The organism is Pseudoalteromonas sp. NC201 (assembly GCF_002850255.1).
In the GTDB taxonomy this organism is placed as follows: domain Bacteria; phylum Pseudomonadota; class Gammaproteobacteria; order Enterobacterales; family Alteromonadaceae; genus Pseudoalteromonas.
This window is the reverse complement of sequence record NZ_CP022522.1, coordinates 418,864-441,519: the sequence shown is the minus strand read 5'-3', so window position 1 is coordinate 441,519 and position 22,656 is coordinate 418,864. Positions and strand designations below refer to the sequence as shown.

The following is a 22,656-nucleotide window of genomic DNA, read 5'->3' as shown; positions in this document are numbered from 1 at the left end:
GCCATAAAAAAACCTGCATCCGCAGGTTTTTTTATTTTATCACTCGAAGGTGAGAACCTTTTTTCTTTTCAGGTTCCGGCTTAGTCTCTGGCGATTGTGAGACTTCCGTCTCTTCTACCAAATCAAACTCTTCATCTTCAAAGATTTCTTCTTCAGGTGTAAATACCGTGCCTTCACCATTTTCTCTTGCATAGATAGCCAATACCGCACCGTTTGGCACATATACCTGCATCGGTTGACCACCAAACCGAGCGTTAAAGCTCAGCGCTTGATTGTCCATAGAGAAATTAGTCACAGCAGACGGGCTTACGTTCAACACAATTTGCCCTTCTTGCACAAATTGTGTTGGAACCTGTACCGAGGGAAAGTCTGCGTTCACCACTAAATGCGGTGTACATTCGTTATCAACAATCCACTCGTAAAACGCGCGTAGTAAGTAAGGACGATTAGACGTCATTACGATCTGATCTCACGCTCTGCATCCGTTAGCGATGCTTGGAATGAGTCACGCTCAAATAAACGCAGCATGTATTCTTTTAGCTCTTTGCTACCAGCACCATTCAGCTCAATACCAAGCTGTGGTAAACGCCAAAGTAGTGGAGCTAAATAACAATCAACTAAGCTGAACTCTTCACTCATGAAGTAAGGTGCTTCATTGAAGATAGGTGCTACAGCTAGTAGTGCTTCGGTTAACTCTTTACGAGCTTGTACAGCTTCATCACCACCCGCAGAGACCTTTTCAGCAAGTGAATACCAGTCAGTTTCAATGCGGTGCATCATTAAACGACTACGACCACGCATTACTGGATATACAGGCATCAGAGGAGGATGCGGGAAGCGCTCGTCTAGATACTCCATAATGATATTCGCTTGGTACAAGCCAAGCTCACGATCGATTAGCGTAGGAACAGTGCCATACGGGTTAATCTCGTGTAGAGCTTCTGGTAAGTTGTCCTTTTCAGCCTGGTGAATATCAACACTTACACCTTTCTCAGCAAGTACGATACGTACTTGGTGACTGTACATACAGTTTGACCCAGAAAAAAGTGTCATTACAGGGCGCTTATTGGCAGCAACGGCCATGCCTACCTCCATTAAAAAACTAAAAGTAATTAAATCACTTTAAACAGCAAAAGGGGCGAACGCCCCTATTGCAAAAATCACCTTTGAATATTCAAATTAATGAACATCTCTCCAGTATTCTTTCTTCAAGAAGAATGCCAGGATGAAGAAGATAACTAAGAAACCAATAACCTTAATACCCAAAGCTTCTGACTCTAGGCGAGAAGGCTCACCTACATAAGCTAAAAAGTTTGTAAGGTCACGTGCTGCTTGGTCATATTCATCAACACTCATCTCACCGGTACCATCTGTTTCAGTGCCGACAACTTTAGTCACTGTGTGACCGTGTTCTTCCACTTCTTCAGTGATCGGTGTTGGCAAGCCTTGTAACTCTTGTAGTACGTGAGGCATACCGACCAATGGGAAAACAACGTTGTTCACACCAAATGGGCGAGACTCATCTTTATAGAATGACTTCAAGTAAGTATAGATATAGTCCGGAGACTTAACACGAGAGATAAGTGTTAAGTCCGGTGGCGCAGCACCAAACCATTTTGCAGCATCATCTTTAGCCATAGAGTTTTTAATATGGCTACCTACTTTTGAACCATCGAAAATAAGCGTTTCTTGACCAATTTCAGTTGGAATACCGATGTCACGGAAAGTACGCTCATAACGCTGATATTGCATTTGGTGACAGCCAAGGCAGTAGTTCATAAATAACTTAGCGCCGCGCTGTAAAGATGCTTTATCAGTTAAGTCATTATTTGCTTCCATCAAAGGCACTGATGGGCCCGCTGCCATCGATAACGTTGGCAACAATGCGAATAAACCGATTACTAGCTTTTTCATCATTTCGTCAACCTCGTTGGTAGTGGCTTCGTCTTCTCGTTTTTACTGTAGAAGAATAGCAACACGAAGAACATAAAATAAGTTACTGTCGTGATTTGCGACAATAGCGTTTTAAAGTCAGTTTGCGGTGTTGCACCAATCCAACCAAGGATAACGAATGTGACAACAAACTGAGCAATGTTCAACTTATGGAAACCACAACGGTAGCGAATTGAACGAACCGAACCACGGTCAATCCAAGGCAGTAGTGCCAATGCTACGATTGAAGCGCCCATTGCTAGTACACCAATTAGCTTGTCAGGGATAGCACGAAGGATTGCGTAGAATGGCGTAAAATACCAAACTGGGAAAATGTGCTCTGGCGTTTTCAGCGGGTTTGCAGCTTCAAAGTTTGGCGCTTCAAGGAAGAAACCGTTCATTTCTGGTGCAAAGAATACAATTGCGCAGAAGAAAATTAAGAAGCCAGCAACACCTAAGACATCTTTTACTGTGTAGTAAGGGTGGAATGGAATTGCATCCACAATATCTTTTTTATCAGTGTAGTATTCATGGAATTTAAATTTAGGTTTGTCTTCCTCAGCTACAGAGCCTTTCTTGCGCTTGATCTCAACACCGTCAGGGTTGTTTGAGCCTACTTCGTGCAGTGCAACAATGTGAAGGAATACTAAGATAACCAGTACTAATGGTAGTGCAATAACGTGTAGTGCAAAGAAACGGTTAAGCGTTGCACCAGAAATAACGTAGTCACCACGGATCCAAAGCGTTAAGTCATCACCAATTACCGGGATTGCACCGAATAATGAAATGATTACCTGAGCCCCCCAGAAAGACATCTGACCCCATGGTAATAAGTAACCCATGAAGGCTTCAGCCATTAGTGCTAGGAAGATAAACATACCGAACAACCACAGTAGTTCACGTGGCTTTTGATAAGAACCGTAGATCATACCGCGGAACATGTGAAGATAGACCACGATAAAGAATGCGGATGCGCCGGTAGAGTGTAGGTATCGTAATAACCAACCGTATTCAACATCACGCATGATGTATTCTACGGATGCAAATGCACCTTCAGCAGAAGGTACAAAGTTCATAGTTAGCCAGATACCCGTTACAATCTGGTTTACCAGTACTAGAATGGCGAGTGAACCAAACAAGTACCAGAAGTTAAAGTTTTTTGGCGCTGGGTATTGAGCAATGTGCATATTCCAGACGCGAGTCATCGGAATACGAGCATCGATCCAATCAACAACTTTGCCCACAACGCCCGTATTTGCTGCTTTATCTACATTAACAGACATTATGCAACCCCTTCTTCTTCACCTACCAAAATGGTAGTGTCGTCAATAAAGGTATACGGAGGGATCTCTAAGTTTAGTGGTGCAGGTACGTTTTGGAATACGCGCCCCGCCATATCAAACTTCGAACCGTGACAAGGACAGAAGAAACCACTATCAGTGCCTTCTACTTTTTCACCAAAGCTTCCGTTAAGGAAAGATGGTGAACATCCTAAGTGAGTACAAATCCCAACCGCGACGAAAAGCTCAGGTCGCTTAGAACGGAAACCGTTCTGCGCAGATGCCAACTGCTGTGGCTCTTCAGAGTTAGGATCACGAAGTTGGTCTTCGTGTTGCTTCATTTGTTCTAGCATTTTTGGTGTACGATTAACAATCCAAACTGGTTTGCCTCGCCACTCAACACGAATAAGTTGTCCAGACTCAAGTTTGCTGATATCTACTTCTACAGGCGCACCTGCAGATTTAGCTCGCTCACTTGGATTCCAGGACGCAATAAAAGGAACAGCAGCTCCAACCGCACCAACGCCACCTACAACAGAGGTAGCGATAGTTAAAAAGCGACGTCGGCTGTTGTCTACAGGCGCATTGCTCATCCACTTATCTCCACTTGATTCCCAACACTTGCTATATTGAGAACATCAGTTACAGCAGGTTAATTTAAGAAATTACAAAATAGACGCGATCATAAATAAATACCTTGATTAAAACAAGGTTATTCCAGATCCATGCCCGAATAAACCCGCAGAAAATCATCTATGATTACTTCGAGCATGAAACCGAGTATTTATGATATCGCATCTGACACAACAATATACTGACTAAGATCAACCCCCCGACTAAGGATACGCACCAAATCGCGTGACTGGATCTCAGGCCTTTCTACTTGCTTCGCCAATTGTAGCAAAAAAAACCGCCAAGTTACCGCTCGAATTGCACTAATTATTATATTTATTGAACTTTTTTAACTCGACGCGATATTTTTGAGCAAATAAGTAGGACAAAACGAATTAGATACCTCGTAAATACGAGAGATTGATGTGCACATAGGAGATGCTAAAAACAAAAAACCCAGCATAAGCTGGGTTTTTGAATTCTTGAAACGTAATAAATTAACGCTTAGAGAACTGTGTCTTCTTACGTGCTTTCTTAAGACCAACTTTCTTACGCTCAACTTTACGAGCATCGCGAGTAACAAAGCCAGCTTTACGTAGAGCTGGACGTAGAGACTCGTCAAACTCCATTAGTGCACGTGTGATACCGTGACGGATAGCACCCGCTTGACCAGTTGTACCACCACCTGCAACAGTGATGTATAGGTCAAACTTTTCTGTCATTTCAACTAGCTCTAAAGGCTGACGAACAACCATGCGAGAAGTTTCACGACCGAAGAACTCTTCTAAAGAGCGCTTATTGATTACGATGTTGCCAGTGCCTGGGCGTAGGAATACGCGAGCACTTGAACTTTTACGACGACCTGTACCGTAGTATTGATTTGCCATGATAGTGCTCCTTAAATGTCTAGAACCTGAGGCTGCTGCGCAGCGTGGTTGTGCTCGTTACCAGCGTAAACTTTAAGTTTACGGAACATTTCACGACCTAGAGGACCGCGAGGTAACATGCCTTTAACCGCTTTCTCGATGATCATTTCAGGCTTTTTAGCTTGAAGTTTCTCAAAGTTGATAGACTTAAGGCCACCTGGGTAACCAGAGTGAGCATAGTACATTTTGTCCTGAGTTTTGTTACCAGTTACAGTAACTTTCTCAGCGTTGATTACGATGATGTAGTCACCAGTGTCAACGTGTGGAGTATACTCAGCTTTGTGCTTACCGCGAAGGCGACGAGCGATTTCAGTAGCGATGCGACCTAAAGTTTTACCTTCAGCGTCAACTACGTACCAGTCACGTTTTACAGTTTCTGGTTTAGCAACAAACGTTTTCATTATAAAAATCCAAAGTTTTCAATTTTAAAACCACAGGCAGTCCTTGGACTACCGCTCTACTTGTATTTGCTTTAACCCCTTCGAGTTTAAGACTTTTATGCCGCTCAAGTCAGTGGCTAAGCCGACGAGGGCAATAGAACGCAACGTGGCAGGCCGCGGATTATAGCAAGCCTTCTGGGTGAAAACCAGCGCTTGGTGCTTTTTTCTACAAGAAAATCTGAAGAATTTCGAAAAAAATAGAAAAGGCAAAAAATCCAACGAAATGACGACGTGTGCGTGACAAGGACTCGTTCAAATAAGATGTTTACAAACACCCACACCGAACAAGTCCTCTTAACAAAAAAGTAATTGCCGTTAGGCTAAATGCTCTTTTGCTAAATATTCATGGGATTGCATTTCTTGCAAGCGGCTAATGCAGCGTTTGAACTCAAAATTCAATGTACCTTCGGTATAAAGTTCAGTAATCGGCGCTGCAGCCGAGATGATAAGCGTTACATTACGCTCATAAAACTCATCGACAAGCGCAATAAAACGCCTTGCCGCATCATCGTTTTGCTGACCCATTTGCTTCACATTAGATAGAATCACTGTGTTATATAAGCGACTGATCTCCATGTAATCCACTTGCGAGCGAGCGGTTTCACATAGCGCTGGGAAATCAAACATAACAATACAATCAGACACTATTCGGGTTTGGATCATCCGACCTTCAATCTCAATCGCCTGTTCGGCTTTACCCGGCTCCGGAGAGAGTTTGTTAAAGTAGTCGAATAAGTTTTCATCCGCTTGTTTATCAAGTGGGCTGTGAAAAATTTCCGCTTGTTCCAACGTGCGTAAGCGATAGTCAATACCCGAGTCCACATTAACGACCTCAGTATTGGCTTTTACCAATTCAATGGCGGGTAAGAATCGCGCACGCTGTAAGCCATTTTTATACAAATCGTCTGGCACAATATTCGATGTGGCCACTAACACGATACCGCGCGCAAACAGCGCCTGCATTAATCCACCCAGTAACATGGCATCAGTGATATCTTGAACGAAAAATTCATCGAAGCAGATAATGTCAGTTTCAGATTTGAACGTATCAGCGATGCTTTCCAGAGGATTTTTCACTTCATTAAGCTTTTTTAGCTCTGCGTGAACACGATGCATAAAGCGGTGAAAATGCACCCGCATTTTGCGCTCCGTCGGCAACGCATCGAAAAAGGTATCAACCAGATAAGTTTTACCGCGCCCCACTCCACCCCAAAAGTACAACCCTTTCACTTTTGGCGGCTCAGCTTTACCAAACAAGCGCGAGAAGAAGTTTTGTTTGACCGGGGGCTGATTGATAAGGTCGTCATACAATCGCTGTAAATGCTTTACGGCATTTTCTTGCGCGCTGTCATATTGAAAATCATCACGTTGTAGATCTTGCTGATATTTTTCCCAAGGCGTCATCGACTTAAATATTTTTTTACGATTTGTTTGTAGGTTATATTAACACGACTGTATTCACAGCGTATATTTAACTCTAACAGAGTTTTAATTTTATTTGCCGTTGAGGCACACAGGGAGAAACCTATGACTACCGTTACTTGGCTTGGATTACTGATCATTGTTGCCATTGCTGCATTCTTTTTAGGTGGCTTTGTAACGAAAAAGCAGTTCAAACACGACGAACTGGAAGTGCAAGCACAACAAGCTAAACATGACCTTGAGCAATATCGTCAAGACGTATCAGATCACCTAGCTAGCACCAAAAAACTAGTAAATAAAATGCAGGATAGCTATCAACAGCTGCTTACCCATGTGGAAGAAACCAACCAACTACTGACACAGGATCGCCCATCTCATCCTGCGGATCCTTTTTTCTCGAAAGAAACCACAGAACAACTACAAGCTTCTCTTCAAGCACGCCCAGAGAGAAGACGTAAACAAGACCCAAGTTTTGAGGCACCACCTAGTGACTATGCCGAAGGTGAAACTGGGCTATTTTCTGGTCAAAAAAAAGAAAGTGAGCAAATTAAAGCCTCTTGATGAAACTTTTTGTTGACCCCATAGTCTTTAAAAGAAGTTATTGATTACTCATAAGGGGCTAATTATCAGCCCCTTATGACTTATATTAACGCTAATAGCGGAGTACTTCACGACTATGAAATTTAAACTATCTTTGTTATCGGCCGCTTTACTTTCTTCTAGCTTATTGCTGTTACCGCAGCAAAGCATGGCCAAACTTCCTGTTGCCGTAGACGGCCAACAACTACCAACGCTAGCACCTATGCTAGAAAAGGTCGCCCCGGGCGTTGTTAGTATCCAAGTAAAAGGCGCTAAAGAAGTGCGTCGCCGTGTCGACCCTTTCGACTTTTTCTTTGGACAACCGCAGCCTCGTAGCCAAAAGCGCCCTTTTAGTGGCCTCGGCTCAGGTGTCATCATCGATGCAGATAAAGGCTATGTCGTTACAAATAATCACGTTATTGATGATGCAGACGAAATGCTGGTCACTTTAAAGGATGGCAGAGAGTTTGAGGCCAAATTAATCGGTAGCGACGCCGAATCCGATATCGCATTGCTACAAATCGACGGCGAAGACCTAACAGAAATCAAACTCGCTAATTCAGACAAGTTGAGAGTGGGTGATTTTTCCGTTGCTATTGGTAACCCATTTGGATTAAGTCATACAGTCACCTCAGGAATAATCAGTGCACTAGGCCGTAGCGGCTTAAATATCGAAGGCTATGAAGACTTTATCCAAACAGATGCGGCAATCAACCAAGGTAACTCAGGTGGTGCGCTAGTTAACTTAAACGGCGAACTCATTGGTATCAACACTGCTATTTTAGGCGCGTCTGGCGGTAATGTCGGGATCGGCTTTGCTATTCCATCAAACATGATGAAAAACCTAGTGGATCAAATTGTTGAGTACGGAGAAGTTCGTCGCGGTTCATTGGGTATTTTGGGTCGTACTTTAGATGCTGGTCTTGCTAAAGCACAAGGCTTTGATGTCAAGCGCGGTGCTTATGTCATGCGCGTGGTGGAAGATTCAGCAGCGGACAAAGCGGGTCTGAAAGCCAATGATGTCATTGTCAGCCTCAACGGCGACGACATTGAAAGCTTTAATGAACTCCACGGTAAAGTGGCTACGATGGGTGAAGGTCGTGAGGTACGACTTGGTGTCTACCGTGATGGCAAAACCAAGTTTATCGACGTAGAGCTTGGTGGTAAGCAAGAAGAACAGGCGAATGCAGAGGATGTACATCCAAACCTACGAGGCGCGGTACTAGAGAGTGGCGAGCGCAATGGCAATGAAGGTGTCGTCATTACCTCAGTAGAGCCTCGCTCACCAGCTGCACGTGTTGGCCTTGAAGAAGGCGATGTGATCATGCAAGTGAATCGCCAACGTGTCACTAGCGTTAAAGAGATGTCTAAACTAATTAATGGTATTAAAGGCAATATCGTACTAGGGATTAAACGCGATCGCGAGACGGTTTTCTACCTCATTCAGTAACGAAATCGACAAATATTAAAAATGAAACACAGCGAAACTTGTCGCTGTGTTTTTTTTTGTGTCATTATTAGCAGTATTAGATAACTATAAATATAAGCTCTTGTGTTCAAATTAATTAAATTCATTTTTCCACCGCTGCTTGCCGGACTTGGGATCGCTTTTATCATCATTTGGTTTAATCCTGAGCTGAGGGATAACTTGCCAAAACTTGAGGCCCCACATATTCAGGCCCATCATATGAGTTTTGCTGATGCTGTAGAAAAAACGGCTCCAGCGGTCGTAACGATTTTTTCCGAGGGCTTTAGTAATCAGCCAAGATACCAGCGCCAAAATACGGTTAGAGAGCTTGGCTCTGGTGTTATTATGAGCCGAGATGGTTACATACTGACAAACTATCATGTGGTGAACAATGCCGACCAAATCATTGTACTTCTTCCTGATGGCCGCCAATATAGCGATACGCAACTGATAGGCTATGACACCATCACCGATTTAGCTTTATTAAAAATTCCAGCCGAGAATTTGCCTGTCATTCCTATCGATCACGACTACTCACCACGTGTTGGGGATGTGGTGCTCGCAATTGGTAATCCGTTGAACATTGGACAAACCATTACGCAAGGCATTATCAGTGCAACAGGCAAACAGACACTCACGGAAAGCCAATTCAATAATTTGCTGCAAATGGATGCCGCGATTAATGTTGGTAACTCAGGTGGTGCCGTTGTCAATTCTAATGGCGCACTAGTTGGCATTACCTCTGCACAATTTCGCACACGTTTGAATATTGATATCCAAGGTATCTCTTTTGCGATCCCTTATGATCTTGCACTGGACGTGATGCATAAACTTATTATGGATGGCAGAGTGATCCGGGGCTATCTCGGCTTTAGAGGCACGCCAGTTGATAATACAGGTAAAAGTGTAACGGATCTCTACACACCAATTGTCGGCCTTGCTGTGAGCGAATTAGACCCGCTAGGTCCCGCATGGCAAGCTGGCATGAAAGAGCATGATATTGTAGTTAAAGTAGGTGGAGAACCTGTGACTAATCCGCAAAGGACACTGAAGACGATAGGCAATACCGCGCCCGGTACTAAACTCGAGTTTGAAGTACTCAGGGGCGGTCAGCGCCTCACTATTACGGTGGAAGTCGCTGAACTCGAAACAGGGTTATATTAGGCAAAAAGGTTAAGCAAAAAGCGTCCCGGAAGACGCTTTTCGTTTTTTACCAATTTGCTTAATTATGCTCAGGTTTTACGGCGTTTTATATTTGCACCTAAACGGCTTAGCTTATCTTCTATCTTCTGATAACCCCTATCAACGTGATAGATGCGATCTACGATGGTTTCGCCTGTTGCAACAATACCCGTTAGGATAAGACTCGCTGAAGCGCGTAAATCGGTTGCCATTACCTGTGCACCAGATAACGACTCTGTCTCACCACAGATTGCAGTGTTGCCTTCTAAACGAATATTCGCGCCCATACGCTGTAACTCTGGCACATGCATAAAGCGGTTTTCAAAGATAGTTTCTGTGATTGTCGCGCTACCTTCAGCCACCACATTTAATGCAGTAAACTGAGCTTGCATGTCTGTTGGAAAGCCAGGATGTGGCATGGTTTTAATATTAACGGCTTTCAAAGCGCGTTGACGCATATCCACATAAATACTGTCTTCACTTACCTCAACGATAGCATTGGCGGCACGTAGCTTTTCAAGCACAGGTTCAAGACTATGATAATCCGTGTTTTTACATAGTACTTCGCCTTTTGCCATTGCCGCAGCAACCAAAAAGGTCCCTGTTTCGATGCGATCAGGAAGGATTTTATGCTCACAACCATTAAGACGCTCAACGCCTTCTATCTCAATTCGGCTAGAGCCTGCACCATTGATCTTGGCACCCATGGCAACTAAGCATTCAGCTAAGTTAATAATCTCTGGCTCTCGCGCAGCATTATCTATCACAGTTTTACCATCGGCGAGGGTTGCAGCCATCAATAAGTTTTCAGTAGCACCAACGCTGACGGTTTCCATAAAGATCTCAGCGCCACGAAGACGACCCTCGGTTACCGCATGGATATAACCATTCTCAACTTTGATCTTAGCGCCCATTTTCTCAAGGCCTGAAATATGCAGATCGACTGGACGAGCACCAATAGCACAACCTCCCGGTAGGGAAACTTGCGCCTGACCAAATCTGGCAACTAATGGGCCTAACGCCAGTACCGACGCACGCATTTGCTTAACGAGTTCATAAGGTGCAAGCACGCTATTTACCGTTGCTCCGTTGATTTCTAAGATATCGCCGTCCCACTCAACTTCAGCGCCCAGTGTTTTTAATAAGGCTTCAGTGGTACCTATATCGCGTAAGTGCGGTACATTAGAAAAACGGCTTTTACCATCGCCAAGCAGAGCGGCGAATAAAATAGGTAGGGCTGCGTTTTTAGCCCCTGAAATAGTGACTTCACCGGCTAAAGTGGTGCCACCTTGGATAACAAACTGATCCATTGCGGCACTCCGTTATTGTGGAAGAATAAATTTGCGCTCTTTTTGCCATTCATCAGGTGTGAATGCACGAATACTAACAGCATGCATAGTGCCGTCTTTAATAGTATCCATCAGTGGGCCGTAGATCAGCTGTTCTCTTTTCAGCCTTCTTAATCCGTCAAAACACGTTCCAACAGCAATGACTTCGTAGTGACTACCATTAGCTTTGACGATGATCTCGTCAAGCGATAGTGTATCTCTCAATAAAGTTTCGACTTGATTTGTTTCCATTAGACTCACTCAAATAGGGTTGTCACCTGTCCCAACTCCATTAAATTTTGCAGTTGCTCAGGCGTATTTTTCAGCTCGAGACGAATGTCGCGCTGTTTCAATTGACCTAAAGAGTGAATTAACCAAGCTAAGCCCGCGGTGTCAACCCTTGTCACCTCAGAAAGGTTAAAATAGACGGTTGATTGTGCATTTTTCAACACTTGAACGATGGTCGACTGTTTCAGTGCGCTTGGTAAACTCGCTCTCGTAAGCTCACCAGTTAACACGATTTCACCTTTACTTTCGGTGAATGAAATATTAGGCGTCACCATCATCCCCTCTAAATTGCACCGGAAGCTTGCTCTTCTTATCTAACAGTTGGATCACATGCTCAATACCTTGCTGACGCAAAATACCATGTAGCTCCGATTGTTTGGCATCTAGTAAACTAATGCCTTCCGCCATCATGTCAAAAGCACGCCAGTCACCGTCTTGCCCGCGTCTAACTTTAAAATCAATTTTGATATCAGGCTTACCTGGTTCTACAATTTTGGTCTTAACAACCACCACAGCCTCATTCTCAAATGGGCGATGCTCACCAAATTCTACCTTTTGGTCTTTATATTGAGTAAATACACCAGCATAAGTCGCTACCAAGTAATTTTTGAATACCTCAATAAACTCTCTAATATGCTCGACAGCAGCGGCTTTCTCCTCTTTACTTTCAATGTTGCGAACCTTTTGAATATAAGAACCTAATACACGATACGCAGCATATTTGTAATCAATGTAAGGCAAGAGCTCTTCTTCTACGATAACGCGTAAGTGTTCTTTGTCTTTTTCAATGATATTTTGCTCTTTCGTAACACGCTGAAAAGTTTGCGCCGCAACTTGCTCTACCATTTTATAAGGATCGCTTGAATCCACTTCTTTCGCCTGAACCAATGCGGTAGCCATCAATGCTACAAACAAAGTCAGACATTTTGCATAGATGTTTTTTAACATATTTACTCGCTCCCTTGATTAAATAGGAACTGACCAATTAGCTCTTCTAATACCAGTGCCGATTTTGTATCTGTGATCATGTCACCGTCTTTTAGCGCTTTTGTTTCCACACCAAAAAGAGACTCAAGATCAACGCTATCTTCACTCGTTACTTCCTGACCAAGACATTTTTGCTTCGCAGATTCAGCAGCAATAACCGGAGAAATACCTAAATACTGCTCACCTAAAATGCCCGACGTCAAAATCGAAACCGACGACGTATCGGAAAACTGACACTCGTAGTTTTTATCTAAACTCATTGAAACTACTGGCACGAACTCTTGTGGATGGATGTGAATTCCATCAACACGGCCAATCACAACCCCACCCACCTTAATTGGGGCACGAGTTTTCAACGAACCTATATTTTCGAACTTAGCATGCAAAGTGTAAGTTTCACCGTTGCCGCTTAAGCCTGAGTTAGCCACCTTTAGCGCCAACATAACAAATGCAGCAATGCCCAATGCCACGAACAAGCCAACTAAAATTTCTATTTTCCGTGTATTCATTTTTAAAACCTTTTAACTTGAGAACATAACCGCTGTTAATACAAAGTCAAAGCCAAGTACAGCCAGTGAAGAATGTACTACCGTCTCTGTCGTCGCTTTACTTATTCCTTCTGAAGTAGGAATACAGTCATAGCCTTTGTATAGCGCGATCCAAGTTACTAATAGTGCAAATACGAAACTCTTAATAAGACCATTTAAGATGTCTTGTTGAAACGACACTTGCGATTGCATAATTGACCAGAAGCTACCTGAATCTACGCCTAACCAATCAACACCGACCAAGTGTGCGCCTAAAATAGCGATCGCAGAGAATATCAGTGCGAGTAACGGCATACTAATAAAACCGGCCCAAAAACGAGGGGCAACCACGCGCTTAAGCGGGTCTATCGCCATCATTTCTAAACTAGATAATTGCTCCGTTGCCTTCATCAAACCGATTTCTGCAGTTAACGCACTGCCTGCACGTCCTGCAAATAAGAGTGCGGTTACCACAGGGCCCAGCTCTCTAAGTAAACTCAAAGCAACCAAAGGTCCAAGGCTATCTTCAGCGCCATACCCAACTAACACGGTATAGCCTTGTAATGCCAATACCATGCCGATAAATAAACCAGACACCATGATAATCAACAATGATTGATGACCAACCATGTAAAGTTGCTTTATCAACAGCGGCGTGCCTTTTCGGAAATTAGGTAAGCTACATAGCGCCCCAAAAAGCATTGTTGTGGCACGGCCAAGTGCGGCAAAACGGCTGAGGGTTTTGTGGCCTAGTTTTTGTAAAAAGTCGACCATACTCACTCTCCTTGCAACAGCGCTTGCTGATAATCTGGCGCTTTAAAGTGGAATGGCACAGGACCATCCGCAAGGCCTTGTAAGAACTGCTGCACTAATGGCGATTCGTGTTCAAGCATCTGTTCAGGGGTTCCCGTACCAATCACACCTTGTTCAGCAATAATAACGACGTGGTCAGCAATGCTCAGTACTTCGGTGACATCATGGGTAACTATCAACGACGATAATCCCAACACTTCATTAAGCGACTTAATCAAGCGAACTAGAACACCCATGGAGATCGGATCCTGACCTGCAAACGGTTCATCGTACATGATTAATTCAGGATCAAGCGCAATAGAACGCGCTAAAGCCGCACGTCTTGCCATACCACCAGAAAGCTCTGCCGGCATTAAATCTTTTGCACCACGAAGGCCAACCGCTTGGAGTTTCATCAACACCACTAAACGGATTAACTCTTCAGATAATTCAGTATGCTCGCGCAGAGGAAACGCCACATTATCGAACACGCTCATATCAGTAAACAAAGCGCCACTTTGAAATAACATGCTCATGCGCGTTCGAGCTTGGTATAAAGCTGCTCGAGACATGTTAGGGATACTGTTTCCAGCAAAAAGAATATCACCGCTATCAGGCTTAAGCTGACCACCAATCAGTCGCAACATGGTGGTTTTACCAATGCCGCTCGGCCCCATTATTGCGGTAATTTTGCCTTTTGGTACGGAAAAGCTCATGTTTTTGTAGATGATCCTTTCACCCCGAGAGAAGGTTACATCCTTGATTTCTACAATTGACTGCGACAAGTCGCTCTCCAGATCCAGACTATATTCATCCAAGTATGATACTTTTTTTTCAAACAAGATGGAAAATCGTTTTGGTAAAATTTTGTAAGTAGTGAAATGTAACGGTTTGCTTATACTTTCCAGAGCGCTTTTGGTAGTATCTATCGAAATTTTAATCCTATTGGCTAGAGGTTCATGGTTTTATCGTTTGTTATTCTCATTCTTGGCTTTATTGCACTGGTTTGGAGTGCTGACCGCTTTGTTTTTGGTGCGGCCGCTCTTGCACGAAACTTTGGTGTACCAACATTAATTGTTGGTTTAACTATCGTGGCCATGGGTTCTTCAGCACCAGAAATGATGGTTGCTGCGCAAGCCTCTCTTGCAGATAAAACAGACACCGCCGTGGGCAATGCCATAGGTTCTAACATCGCCAATATCTTACTCGTTTTGGGTCTCACCGCGTTATTAAGGCCACTCTCCGTTGGCTCTGGTATTTTGCGCCGCGAAATGCCGCTGTTAGTCGTCGTTTCATTGGCAGCTTGGTATATCGTTAGTGATAACCACTTTAGTTTCGTAGAAGGTGTTTTGTTATTAGTCGGTTTCGCCGCTTTTCTTCTTGCACTTATCATTATCACCAAGCGTGGTGGTGGAGATAATGATGACCCATTTGTCAGTGAAGCCTGTGAAGAAGTGCCAAATAATATTCCAACTCAAAAAGCTGTTTTCTGGTTAATCGTGGGTATGATTTTACTGCCTATTAGCGCGGACTATCTCGTTGGCGCTGCGGTTGATATCGCCAAATATTTTGGCATGAGTGACCTGCTAATAGGATTAACCATTATCGCCGTTGGTACTAGTTTACCCGAGCTTGCTGCTTGTGTTGCTGGTGTACTAAAGAAGGAGGACGATCTAGCGCTTGGCAATATTATTGGTTCGAACATCTTTAATATATTGGCCGTGCTATCCATTGCTGGGATCATTAACCCATCCGTCCTCGACGCCAATATTGCGTCACGTGATATATTTATTATGCTTGGCGCGACACTGCTGCTTATCCTAATGAGCCTCAGCTTAACAGGTCAGCGCCGCATCAACCGCTTGGAAGGTGGCATACTTGTCGCAAGCTTCGTCGGTTATATTTACTACATCATTTGAGGAAGCCTTGTGACAACGAACCCATTTATTGATTCTGCAAATCAAGTTTTTGCTACCGAACTTGCAGCAATAGAAGAAGTGCAACAGTTTGTTGATCAGCAATTTGTAAAAGCCTGTGAAATTATGTTTGGCTGTCAAGGTCGCATCATCGTGATTGGCATGGGTAAGTCCGGCCACATCGGTAACAAAATCGCAGCGACACTCGCAAGTACTGGCAGCCCCGCATTTTTTGTTCATCCAGGTGAAGCAAGTCACGGCGACTTAGGTATGATCACCAAAGATGATGTGGTACTGATGATCTCCAACTCAGGGGAAACCCAAGAGGTGATCTCAATCCTACCTGTAATTAAGCGCTTAGGGGCCCCCGTTATTTCCATGACAGGCAACCCAAGCTCTACAATGGCTCGTAATGCGACGGTTCACCTTTGTGTTAAAGTATCAAAAGAAGCCTGCCCACTAGGACTTGCACCCACGGCCAGCACCACAGCTACGCTAGTGATGGGTGATGCGCTCGCGGTTGCGCTACTTGAAGCCAGAGGCTTTACGGCTGATGATTTTGCACTTTCCCACCCTGGTGGTAGTTTGGGAAGACGTCTACTACTAACCGTTGCTGATGTCATGCATCAAGGGGATGCAATCCCTATGGTCAATAGTCACTGCACAGTCAAAGAAGCTTTATTTGAAATGTCCGCAAAAAGTTTAGGTATGACGGCAATCGTAGATGAAAGCTCGCAATTACAAGGGATTTTTACCGATGGCGACTTGCGCCGTATTATCGAACAAAAGGTCGATATTCACACCACCCCAATCACGCAAGTAATGACGGCTAAAAGTACGACGGCACGCGCCGATATGCTCGCAGCTGAGGTACTCAATATTATGGAAACCAAACGGATTAACGGCTTGATTGTGGTGAACGAAAACAACATTCCGGTTGGCGCCTTGAATACGCAAGATTTACTTAGAGCGGGGGTGCTGTAATGCAATTTGAAGATTTATATCAGACGATTTCAACTGAAGCTTGGGAAAAAGCAAAACAAATCAAATTATTAATTTGCGATATTGATGGCGTATTCTCAGATGGCCGTATATACCTTGGTAACAATGGTGAAGAACTGAAAGCATTTAATACCAAAGACGGGTTTGGTATTAAGGCCTTGATTGATAGTGGTATCGAAGTCGCCGTTATCACAGGTAGACATTCACAAATAGTTCAGCAACGCATGACTAGTTTAAATGTAACTTATATTTACCAAGGTCAAGAAAACAAGTTAGTGGCATATGATGAACTGAAGACTAAGCTCAACCTTAATGATGACGAAATTGCATATATTGGTGATGATGGCCCAGATCTACCCGTAATGGAACGAGTTGGTTTTGCCGTTGCCGTCAATGATGCACATCCTCTTGTTAAACATATCGCCCATTACACGACCTTGATGCCAGGTGGCTTTGGTGCCGTGAGAGAACTAACTGATCTTCTAATGCTCAGCCAAAATCACTTATTGACTTCCAAAGGATCAAGTACATGACCGTATTACGTGTCATCTTACTCATTGTTTTCGCTTCTTTAATGGTATGGATGTGGTCGCCCATGTTTAATCCATCAGAGGCGGATCCAGCAAAAGAAGATGAACCGTTAGCTAAACCCGATTATGTTGCAACCACGCTTCAGCAAACGACCTATAGTGAAAATGGCTTATTAAACTATCAGGTAACTGCTGATAAGATGGAGTTGTATCAAGATCTTGGCTTTAGTCACTTTGAAAAGCCCATTTTCACCTTATATAACGGTGAACAGAATTGGCAAATAAGCGCATTAGAAGCAACCCTATACGAAAACAACACCTTGATATTAGAGGGCAATGTGTTGGCAAAGAATTTAACGCCTAACGCCATGATCACGGATATCAATGCCGATAATGTAAGAGTTGAAATTAAGCAAAAATTGATGAAGTCGGAACACCCTGTCGTTATCAACGGTCCTAGTCTTAGGATCACAGGTAAAGGACTGCATGCGGATCTACAAAAGCAAGTGATCGAACTCATCAACCACACAAAGACAATTTATTATGACCAGTAAAATCATTAACAAACTAGTTTTCATCGGCTTGCTTGCAAGTTCTACTCTAGCAATTGCTGCAGAACAAAATGAAGTCATTATTGATGCTGGCCGTCAGCAAGCTCAACTGCAAAGCAACATCGGTATTTTTGAACAGAATGTTGTTATTATTCATGGCAACAGAAAGATAAATGCCGATCGCCTAGAGGTCCACCGCCGCGCGGAGCTCGGCATTAACAAGCAACTGCTTGTGGCAACTGGCAGCCCTGCCACTTTTAGCGAACGTCAACCCGATGGCAACTTACTAGAAGCCAAAGCAAATGAAATCCGTTACGACGTAGCGAAGGGAACCCTAGTGATTTCTGGTGATGCTGAAATCAATCAAACTGGGCAAAAAATCAATGCTCAAGTCATCACCTATGACATTGAAAAGCAATTGATCAGCGCTGAGCGCTCAGACCAAGAAGACTCTCGAGTAAGAACCATCCTTGTTCCTGTTGATGACAAAAAAGACGCTAAAGAGAAAAAAGCGCAGGAAGAAGGTAACAATTAATGAGCGAGCTCAAAGCAACTGGTCTAGCAAAGAGTTATAAAGGTCGTCAGGTCGTCAAAAATGTTGGTTTAAGTGTTCAGGCTGGCAGTATTGTAGGCTTATTAGGACCAAATGGTGCAGGTAAAACCACTACGTTCTACATGATTGTAGGGTTAGTACCAAGCGACAAAGGCTATATTCAGATTGATGACGAAGATATCACTTTGTTACCGATGCACAGCCGTGCACGACTTGGTATTGGCTATCTACCGCAAGAGTCTTCAATCTTTAGAAAACTCACGGTCTATCAAAATTTGATGGCGATTTTAGAAACTCGAAAAGACTTATCTAAAGTTGAAAGAGAAGCTGAACTAAACGAGTTACTGGATGAGTTTAATATTCAACACATTCGCGACTCACAGGGCATGGCATTGTCGGGAGGCGAAAGAAGACGAGTCGAAATTGCTCGTGCTTTAGCCGCAAACCCTAAGTTTATCCTGTTAGATGAACCTTTTGCTGGTGTTGATCCTATTTCGGTGTTAGATATAAAGACAATCATAGAGCACCTAAAAAACCGTGGTATCGGTGTGCTTATCACCGATCATAACGTTAGAGAAACACTGGACGTATGTGAAAAGGCCTACATCGTTTCACATGGTGAGTTAATCGCTGCAGGCACGCCAGAACATGTTTTGGCAGATCAAACCGTAAGAGATGTCTACCTAGGCGAACAATTCAAGCTATAGTTAAGACGTAGTATTAATAACTGTTAAAAAGGATTGTTAGAGATACATGAGGCAATCATTACAGCTGCGCATGGGGCAGCAACTTACAATGACTCCGCAACTGCAACAAGCCATTCGCTTGCTGCAGCTTAGTACATTGGATCTGCAACAAGAAATACAAGAAGCATTAGACAGCAATCCATTGTTGGAAGTGGAAGAAGGTGATAATACTGACGGCGAAAACGCTGACCAACACAGCCAAGAAAAGAGCCGTGCTGACGACAATCAAGATTCAGCCGATGAAACGCAGGTTAGTGACTATGAGATAGACTCAGATACCGCCATGAGCAAAGACACTGTGAGCGATGACCTTGCCATGGATGTCACTTGGGACGAGTATATGAGTGCAGCGCCTGCTGCAAGCTCAGGTCCACTTCCCGATGACGATAATGTTTATCAAGGGGAAACCTCTGAATCTCTCCACGATTATCTCATGTGGCAACTCGAACTGACACCATTTAGTCCAACAGATAGAGCTATTGCGATTGCGATTATTGAAGCGGTCGACCTGTCAGGCATTCTAACACTGTCTTGCGAAGACATTTTAGAAAGCATTAATGACGAGAATAGCGAAGAGCCTATTGAGCTAGATGAAGTCGAAGCCGTACTCAAACGCATTCAGCTTTTTGACCCTGTCGGTATCGCAGCGCGTAGTTTACAAGAATGCTTATGCATTCAGCTAAACCAATTCGCCCCAGATACCCCATGGATTGCCGAAACAAAAATGATCCTGACAGAGCATATCGACTTGCTTGCCAGCCGTGACTATCGAACTTTGGCTAAGAAAACGCGCCTTAAAGAAGCCGATCTCAAAGAGGTCATGACGTTAATACATAGCCTTAACCCAAAGCCTGCGGCAAGCATTATTCATGAAGAGCCTGAATATGTGATCCCTGACGTATCGGTGAAAAAAGTAAAAGGTCGTTGGGTCGTAGAGCTAAATCCTGATGCTATGCCTAAAATAAGAGTAAATGACCATTACGCTGCGATGTCTAGAACGGCGAAATCCAGTACGGATAGTCAGTTTATTCGCTCACATTTACAAGAAGCAAAGTGGTTTATTAAAAGCTTAGAAAGCCGAAATGATACTTTATTAAAAGTTACCAATTGCATTGTGCAACAACAACAGGCATTCTTTGAACATGGCCCCGAAGCAATGCGCCCTATGGTGCTAAATGATGTTGCTGAAATGGTTGAGATGCATGAGTCCACAATTTCCCGTGTGACAACACAAAAATACATGCATACACCTCGGGGAATATTTGAGCTGAAGTATTTCTTCTCTAGCCATGTAAGTACGGAAAATGGAGGTGAGTGCTCTTCTACAGCAATTAGAGCACTTATCAAAAAGCTGATAGCTGCAGAGAATACCGCGAAGCCATTGAGTGACAGCAAAATTGCAGATATCTTAGCTGAGCAAGGAATTAAGGTAGCGAGACGTACGATTGCAAAATATCGTGAATCCCTAGCCATTCCACCGTCAAATCAGCGTAAAAGCTTGATATAAGACGTAAAACCCAAGAAGGAAAAATGCTTATGCAACTAAATCTAACTGGTCGCCATGTAGAAATTACTGACTCATTAAGAGACTATGTCACCAACAAGTTTGCGAAGCTAGAAAGGCACTTTGATCATATCAATAATGTGCATGTGATCCTTGATGTCGAGAAACTAGTACAAAAAGCAGAAGCAACATTACACGTAAACGGCGGCGAGCTATTTGCATCAACAGAGCATCAAGATATGTATGCCGCAATTGATGGCCTTATCGACAAGCTAGATCGTCAAGTTATTAAACACAAAGAGAAGCTCACTCGACACTAAGATGAAATTAAGTGAATTAGTGAACAAGGACTGCAGTAAAGCTGCGGTCCTTTTTAATAGCAAAAAACGTATTTTAGAATACATCAGCGAACTGGCTCATAGCCAAATTCCAAATACCAGTCAGCATGCTATCTTGGACGCCTTAATGGCGCGAGAGAAATTAGGCAGCACAGGGATCGGTAAAGGCATTGCCATTCCCCATGGTCGACTTGAAGGTTTGGATAAAATCCTTGCAATGGTGCTTGTCAGCGAGCAAGGGATCCAGTTTGAAGCCATAGATAAGCAGCCTGTCGATATTTTTGTCGCGTTCATCGTACCTGAAGGTGATAATCAACAGCACCTGAAGACCTTAGCGGCGATTGCTGATACACTCAAAGACAAGTCTTTTTGCAAAATGCTTAGGCAAGCAAAAAGTGATGATGAGTTATATGCAGTGATCCAAGGTGAACTTGATGAGTGATGAAGAAAAAGGACTCGAGCTTATCATTATCAGTGGCCGCTCAGGCTCTGGTAAATCTGTAGCGCTTCGAGTATTGGAAGACTTAGGCTACTATTGTGTGGATAACATTCCGGTCAATTTGCTGCCGTCTTTAGTCCGCAGTGTTTCGGACAATTATAATAAAATTGCAGTCAGTATTGATGTTAGAAACTTACCTAAAGAACAGGACGAGTTTAATGACATTCTTGAATACTTACCAGGCTTTGCCAAACCTACCCTGTTTTATTTAGACAGTGACGATCAAACCCTGATAAAGCGCTTCTCAGAAACACGCCGTTTGCACCCTCTTTCACTGCATAATCTTCCATTAGATGTTGCGATAAAGAAAGAACGGGAATTGTTAGACGTGCTGATCACTCGCGCCGATTTTCTCATTGATACTACAGGCCTGAGCGTTCATCAACTTGCAGAAGATATCCGCGAAAAAATCTTAGGTAAAAAAGACAAACAACTCATTATTACCTTTGAATCTTTCGGCTTTAAACACGGCATCCCAAAACAAGCGGATTACGTTTTTGATGCGCGCTTTTTACCCAACCCACATTGGGAGCCTGAGCTTAAGCCGCTAACTGGCTTAGATCAACCAGTCAAAGACTATTTGTCGAGTCACAGCATCGTGCAAAAGTTTACTTGGCAGATCCAAACCTTCGTACAAACTTGGTTACCACACTTAGAGCGTAACAATCGCAGTTATCTAACGATCGCAATAGGATGTACAGGTGGGCAACATCGCTCGGTATACTTAGCGCAAACCATTGGTGAACGTTTTGCTAAAACCCATCCCAACGTCAAAATTCGTCACCGAGAGCAAGAGGGTTAAATGTTAGAAGATACGTTTTTAATCCAAAACAAACTCGGCCTGCACGCTCGAGCAGCGACGGTTCTTGCGCAATTAGCAACCCAATTTGATGCCGAAGTGACCTTATATCAAGGAGACAAAAGTGCTGCTGCTGACAGCGTACTAGCGCTGTTGTTACTTGAAAGCAGCCAAGGGAAAGAAGTCCGAGTGGTTTGTGAAGGTCCTGATGCTCAGTATGCACTAGACGCCATTGGCGGACTGATAGAAAATAAGTTTAATGAATCCGAGTAATCGTCAGTAAAACAATAAGGCCTGATTCATTTACTCCCTGCTAATCTCCCCCTCCTCCGTAACCAAAGTGGTCTAATAAGTCTCTCATAATTAAGCGTAAACCTTGGTAGTTCCTAATAAACTGAGTTACACTGTAATACCAATTTAGGTTTCTTTCGTGCAGTAAAGCTAGTTGCCGGAAA

At 43.5% G+C, this 22,656-nt stretch carries 29 protein-coding genes; 14 read left to right on the top strand and 15 right to left on the bottom strand.

The window, feature by feature from the left end:
- Positions 1–31 precede the first annotated feature (31 nt).
- From PNC201_RS01900 to zapE, 8 genes are all read right to left on the bottom strand, one after another.
- Complete coding sequence (locus PNC201_RS01900; RefSeq protein ID WP_010605921.1) at positions 32–457, bottom strand: ClpXP protease specificity-enhancing factor; 426 nt, start codon at positions 455–457, stop codon at positions 32–34.
- Positions 457–1,083: a stringent starvation protein SspA gene (gene sspA, locus PNC201_RS01895; RefSeq protein WP_010605922.1), complete on the bottom strand. Its 627-nt coding sequence runs from the start codon at positions 1,081–1,083 to the stop codon at positions 457–459. Before sspA ends, PNC201_RS01900 begins: the two co-directional genes overlap by 1 nt.
- A gap of 96 nt (positions 1,084–1,179) precedes the next feature.
- Positions 1,180–1,917 (bottom strand): cytochrome c1, encoded by a 738-nt coding sequence (locus tag PNC201_RS01890; RefSeq protein WP_017219051.1) that lies wholly within the window; start codon positions 1,915–1,917, stop codon positions 1,180–1,182.
- Complete coding sequence (locus PNC201_RS01885; RefSeq protein WP_017219050.1) at positions 1,914–3,215, bottom strand: cytochrome b; 1,302 nt, start codon at positions 3,213–3,215, stop codon at positions 1,914–1,916. Before PNC201_RS01885 ends, PNC201_RS01890 begins: the two co-directional genes overlap by 4 nt.
- The gene (petA, locus tag PNC201_RS01880; protein WP_010376697.1) at positions 3,215–3,805 is read right to left on the bottom strand and encodes a ubiquinol-cytochrome c reductase iron-sulfur subunit; all 591 of its coding nucleotides are present in this window, start codon (positions 3,803–3,805) and stop codon (positions 3,215–3,217) included. The genes PNC201_RS01885 and petA overlap by 1 nt, the downstream gene beginning before the upstream one ends.
- A gap of 516 nt (positions 3,806–4,321) precedes the next feature.
- Positions 4,322–4,714: a 30S ribosomal protein S9 gene (gene rpsI / locus PNC201_RS01875; RefSeq protein WP_161796706.1), complete on the bottom strand. Its 393-nt coding sequence runs from the start codon at positions 4,712–4,714 to the stop codon at positions 4,322–4,324.
- Between the two features lie 8 nt (positions 4,715–4,722).
- Positions 4,723–5,151: a 50S ribosomal protein L13 gene (gene rplM, locus PNC201_RS01870; protein ID WP_010376694.1), complete on the bottom strand. Its 429-nt coding sequence runs from the start codon at positions 5,149–5,151 to the stop codon at positions 4,723–4,725.
- Between the two features lie 354 nt (positions 5,152–5,505).
- On the bottom strand, positions 5,506–6,594 hold the full coding sequence (zapE, locus tag PNC201_RS01865; protein WP_102055987.1) for a cell division protein ZapE: 1,089 nt from the start codon (positions 6,592–6,594) through the stop codon (positions 5,506–5,508).
- A 123-nt stretch (positions 6,595–6,717) separates the two neighbouring features.
- On the opposite strand from zapE, the gene PNC201_RS01860 reads away from it, so the two are divergent.
- From PNC201_RS01860 to PNC201_RS01850, 3 genes are all read left to right on the top strand, one after another.
- The gene (locus PNC201_RS01860; protein ID WP_010376689.1) at positions 6,718–7,173 is read left to right on the top strand and encodes a YhcB family protein; all 456 of its coding nucleotides are present in this window, start codon (positions 6,718–6,720) and stop codon (positions 7,171–7,173) included.
- Between the two features lie 115 nt (positions 7,174–7,288).
- Positions 7,289–8,641, top strand: a complete 1,353-nt coding sequence (locus PNC201_RS01855) for a DegQ family serine endoprotease (protein WP_102055985.1) — start codon at positions 7,289–7,291, stop codon at positions 8,639–8,641.
- 102 nt (positions 8,642–8,743) lie between these two features.
- Positions 8,744–9,823: a trypsin-like peptidase domain-containing protein gene (locus tag PNC201_RS01850; RefSeq protein WP_010605926.1), complete on the top strand. Its 1,080-nt coding sequence runs from the start codon at positions 8,744–8,746 to the stop codon at positions 9,821–9,823.
- Between the two features lie 68 nt (positions 9,824–9,891).
- Here PNC201_RS01850 and murA read toward each other — a convergent pair whose 3' ends face one another.
- Genes murA through PNC201_RS01815 form a run of 7 tightly spaced genes read right to left on the bottom strand, consistent with a single transcriptional unit; the run spans position 9,892 to position 14,548 of the window.
- Positions 9,892–11,151, bottom strand: coding sequence for a UDP-N-acetylglucosamine 1-carboxyvinyltransferase (gene murA, locus PNC201_RS01845; RefSeq protein WP_010376684.1), 1,260 nt, complete (start codon positions 11,149–11,151; stop codon positions 9,892–9,894).
- A gap of 12 nt (positions 11,152–11,163) precedes the next feature.
- Positions 11,164–11,421 carry a BolA family protein gene (locus PNC201_RS01840; protein WP_010605927.1) on the bottom strand — a complete coding sequence of 86 codons (258 nt, stop codon included), beginning with the start codon at positions 11,419–11,421 and terminating at the stop codon, positions 11,164–11,166.
- A 5-nt stretch (positions 11,422–11,426) separates the two neighbouring features.
- Positions 11,427–11,732: an STAS domain-containing protein gene (locus PNC201_RS01835; protein ID WP_010376680.1), complete on the bottom strand. Its 306-nt coding sequence runs from the start codon at positions 11,730–11,732 to the stop codon at positions 11,427–11,429.
- Positions 11,719–12,405 carry an MlaC/ttg2D family ABC transporter substrate-binding protein gene (locus tag PNC201_RS01830; RefSeq protein WP_010376677.1) on the bottom strand — a complete coding sequence of 229 codons (687 nt, stop codon included), beginning with the start codon at positions 12,403–12,405 and terminating at the stop codon, positions 11,719–11,721. The genes PNC201_RS01835 and PNC201_RS01830 overlap by 14 nt, the downstream gene beginning before the upstream one ends.
- A gap of 2 nt (positions 12,406–12,407) precedes the next feature.
- Positions 12,408–12,953, bottom strand: coding sequence for an outer membrane lipid asymmetry maintenance protein MlaD (gene mlaD / locus PNC201_RS01825; RefSeq protein WP_010376676.1), 546 nt, complete (start codon positions 12,951–12,953; stop codon positions 12,408–12,410).
- A 12-nt stretch (positions 12,954–12,965) separates the two neighbouring features.
- Positions 12,966–13,745, bottom strand: a complete 780-nt coding sequence (gene mlaE, locus PNC201_RS01820; RefSeq protein ID WP_010376675.1) for a lipid asymmetry maintenance ABC transporter permease subunit MlaE — start codon at positions 13,743–13,745, stop codon at positions 12,966–12,968.
- A gap of 2 nt (positions 13,746–13,747) precedes the next feature.
- A complete protein-coding gene (locus PNC201_RS01815) occupies positions 13,748–14,548 on the bottom strand; it encodes an ATP-binding cassette domain-containing protein (protein ID WP_010376674.1) in 801 nt (266 codons plus the stop codon).
- Between the two features lie 174 nt (positions 14,549–14,722).
- On the opposite strand from PNC201_RS01815, the gene PNC201_RS01810 reads away from it, so the two are divergent.
- Genes PNC201_RS01810 through PNC201_RS01760 form a run of 11 tightly spaced genes read left to right on the top strand, consistent with a single transcriptional unit; the run spans position 14,723 to position 22,474 of the window.
- Positions 14,723–15,682 (top strand): calcium/sodium antiporter, encoded by a 960-nt coding sequence (locus PNC201_RS01810; protein WP_102055983.1) that lies wholly within the window; start codon positions 14,723–14,725, stop codon positions 15,680–15,682.
- A 9-nt stretch (positions 15,683–15,691) separates the two neighbouring features.
- Positions 15,692–16,663 carry a KpsF/GutQ family sugar-phosphate isomerase gene (locus tag PNC201_RS01805; RefSeq protein ID WP_010605930.1) on the top strand — a complete coding sequence of 324 codons (972 nt, stop codon included), beginning with the start codon at positions 15,692–15,694 and terminating at the stop codon, positions 16,661–16,663.
- The gene (kdsC, locus tag PNC201_RS01800; protein ID WP_010605931.1) at positions 16,663–17,214 is read left to right on the top strand and encodes a 3-deoxy-manno-octulosonate-8-phosphatase KdsC; all 552 of its coding nucleotides are present in this window, start codon (positions 16,663–16,665) and stop codon (positions 17,212–17,214) included. Before PNC201_RS01805 ends, kdsC begins: the two co-directional genes overlap by 1 nt.
- Positions 17,211–17,765, top strand: coding sequence for an LPS export ABC transporter periplasmic protein LptC (lptC, locus tag PNC201_RS01795; protein WP_010605932.1), 555 nt, complete (start codon positions 17,211–17,213; stop codon positions 17,763–17,765). Before kdsC ends, lptC begins: the two co-directional genes overlap by 4 nt.
- The gene (gene lptA / locus PNC201_RS01790; RefSeq protein WP_010605933.1) at positions 17,755–18,297 is read left to right on the top strand and encodes a lipopolysaccharide transport periplasmic protein LptA; all 543 of its coding nucleotides are present in this window, start codon (positions 17,755–17,757) and stop codon (positions 18,295–18,297) included. The genes lptC and lptA overlap by 11 nt, the downstream gene beginning before the upstream one ends.
- Complete coding sequence (gene lptB / locus PNC201_RS01785; RefSeq protein ID WP_010605934.1) at positions 18,297–19,022, top strand: LPS export ABC transporter ATP-binding protein; 726 nt, start codon at positions 18,297–18,299, stop codon at positions 19,020–19,022. Before lptA ends, lptB begins: the two co-directional genes overlap by 1 nt.
- A gap of 46 nt (positions 19,023–19,068) precedes the next feature.
- Positions 19,069–20,568 (top strand): RNA polymerase factor sigma-54, encoded by a 1,500-nt coding sequence (locus tag PNC201_RS01780; protein ID WP_102055981.1) that lies wholly within the window; start codon positions 19,069–19,071, stop codon positions 20,566–20,568.
- A 29-nt stretch (positions 20,569–20,597) separates the two neighbouring features.
- Positions 20,598–20,885 (top strand): ribosome hibernation promoting factor, encoded by a 288-nt coding sequence (gene hpf / locus PNC201_RS01775; protein ID WP_010376661.1) that lies wholly within the window; start codon positions 20,598–20,600, stop codon positions 20,883–20,885.
- A gap of 1 nt (position 20,886) precedes the next feature.
- Positions 20,887–21,345 carry a PTS IIA-like nitrogen regulatory protein PtsN gene (gene ptsN / locus PNC201_RS01770; RefSeq protein ID WP_010605936.1) on the top strand — a complete coding sequence of 153 codons (459 nt, stop codon included), beginning with the start codon at positions 20,887–20,889 and terminating at the stop codon, positions 21,343–21,345.
- Positions 21,338–22,204 (top strand): RNase adapter RapZ, encoded by an 867-nt coding sequence (rapZ, locus tag PNC201_RS01765; RefSeq protein ID WP_010605937.1) that lies wholly within the window; start codon positions 21,338–21,340, stop codon positions 22,202–22,204. The genes ptsN and rapZ overlap by 8 nt, the downstream gene beginning before the upstream one ends.
- Positions 22,205–22,474 (top strand): HPr family phosphocarrier protein, encoded by a 270-nt coding sequence (locus PNC201_RS01760; protein ID WP_010376658.1) that lies wholly within the window; start codon positions 22,205–22,207, stop codon positions 22,472–22,474.
- The last annotated feature ends 182 nt before the right edge of the window (positions 22,475–22,656 follow it).

Coding starts and splice junctions, on each gene's coding strand:
- lptA (WP_010605933.1), top strand. CDS start 17,755: ATGACCAGTAAAATCATTAACAAACTAGTTTTCATCGGCTTGCTTGCA.
- lptC (WP_010605932.1), top strand. CDS start 17,211: ATGACCGTATTACGTGTCATCTTACTCATTGTTTTCGCTTCTTTAATG.
- PNC201_RS01810 (WP_102055983.1), top strand. CDS start 14,723: ATGGTTTTATCGTTTGTTATTCTCATTCTTGGCTTTATTGCACTGGTT.
- rplM (WP_010376694.1), bottom strand. CDS start 5,151: ATGAAAACGTTTGTTGCTAAACCAGAAACTGTAAAACGTGACTGGTAC.
- PNC201_RS01760 (WP_010376658.1), top strand. CDS start 22,205: ATGTTAGAAGATACGTTTTTAATCCAAAACAAACTCGGCCTGCACGCT.
- mlaD (WP_010376676.1), bottom strand. CDS start 12,953: ATGAATACACGGAAAATAGAAATTTTAGTTGGCTTGTTCGTGGCATTG.
- PNC201_RS01835 (WP_010376680.1), bottom strand. CDS start 11,732: ATGGTGACGCCTAATATTTCATTCACCGAAAGTAAAGGTGAAATCGTG.
- hpf (WP_010376661.1), top strand. CDS start 20,598: ATGCAACTAAATCTAACTGGTCGCCATGTAGAAATTACTGACTCATTA.
- kdsC (WP_010605931.1), top strand. CDS start 16,663: ATGCAATTTGAAGATTTATATCAGACGATTTCAACTGAAGCTTGGGAA.
- petA (WP_010376697.1), bottom strand. CDS start 3,805: ATGAGCAATGCGCCTGTAGACAACAGCCGACGTCGCTTTTTAACTATC.
- PNC201_RS01885 (WP_017219050.1), bottom strand. CDS start 3,215: ATGTCTGTTAATGTAGATAAAGCAGCAAATACGGGCGTTGTGGGCAAA.
- PNC201_RS01900 (WP_010605921.1), bottom strand. CDS start 457: ATGACGTCTAATCGTCCTTACTTACTACGCGCGTTTTACGAGTGGATT.
- PNC201_RS01855 (WP_102055985.1), top strand. CDS start 7,289: ATGAAATTTAAACTATCTTTGTTATCGGCCGCTTTACTTTCTTCTAGC.
- zapE (WP_102055987.1), bottom strand. CDS start 6,594: ATGACGCCTTGGGAAAAATATCAGCAAGATCTACAACGTGATGATTTT.
- PNC201_RS01830 (WP_010376677.1), bottom strand. CDS start 12,405: ATGTTAAAAAACATCTATGCAAAATGTCTGACTTTGTTTGTAGCATTG.
- PNC201_RS01840 (WP_010605927.1), bottom strand. CDS start 11,421: ATGGAAACAAATCAAGTCGAAACTTTATTGAGAGATACACTATCGCTT.
- sspA (WP_010605922.1), bottom strand. CDS start 1,083: ATGGCCGTTGCTGCCAATAAGCGCCCTGTAATGACACTTTTTTCTGGG.
- lptB (WP_010605934.1), top strand. CDS start 18,297: ATGAGCGAGCTCAAAGCAACTGGTCTAGCAAAGAGTTATAAAGGTCGT.
- rapZ (WP_010605937.1), top strand. CDS start 21,338: ATGAGTGATGAAGAAAAAGGACTCGAGCTTATCATTATCAGTGGCCGC.
- PNC201_RS01890 (WP_017219051.1), bottom strand. CDS start 1,917: ATGATGAAAAAGCTAGTAATCGGTTTATTCGCATTGTTGCCAACGTTA.
- ptsN (WP_010605936.1), top strand. CDS start 20,887: ATGAAATTAAGTGAATTAGTGAACAAGGACTGCAGTAAAGCTGCGGTC.
- PNC201_RS01860 (WP_010376689.1), top strand. CDS start 6,718: ATGACTACCGTTACTTGGCTTGGATTACTGATCATTGTTGCCATTGCT.
- mlaE (WP_010376675.1), bottom strand. CDS start 13,745: ATGGTCGACTTTTTACAAAAACTAGGCCACAAAACCCTCAGCCGTTTT.
- murA (WP_010376684.1), bottom strand. CDS start 11,151: ATGGATCAGTTTGTTATCCAAGGTGGCACCACTTTAGCCGGTGAAGTC.
- PNC201_RS01780 (WP_102055981.1), top strand. CDS start 19,069: ATGAGGCAATCATTACAGCTGCGCATGGGGCAGCAACTTACAATGACT.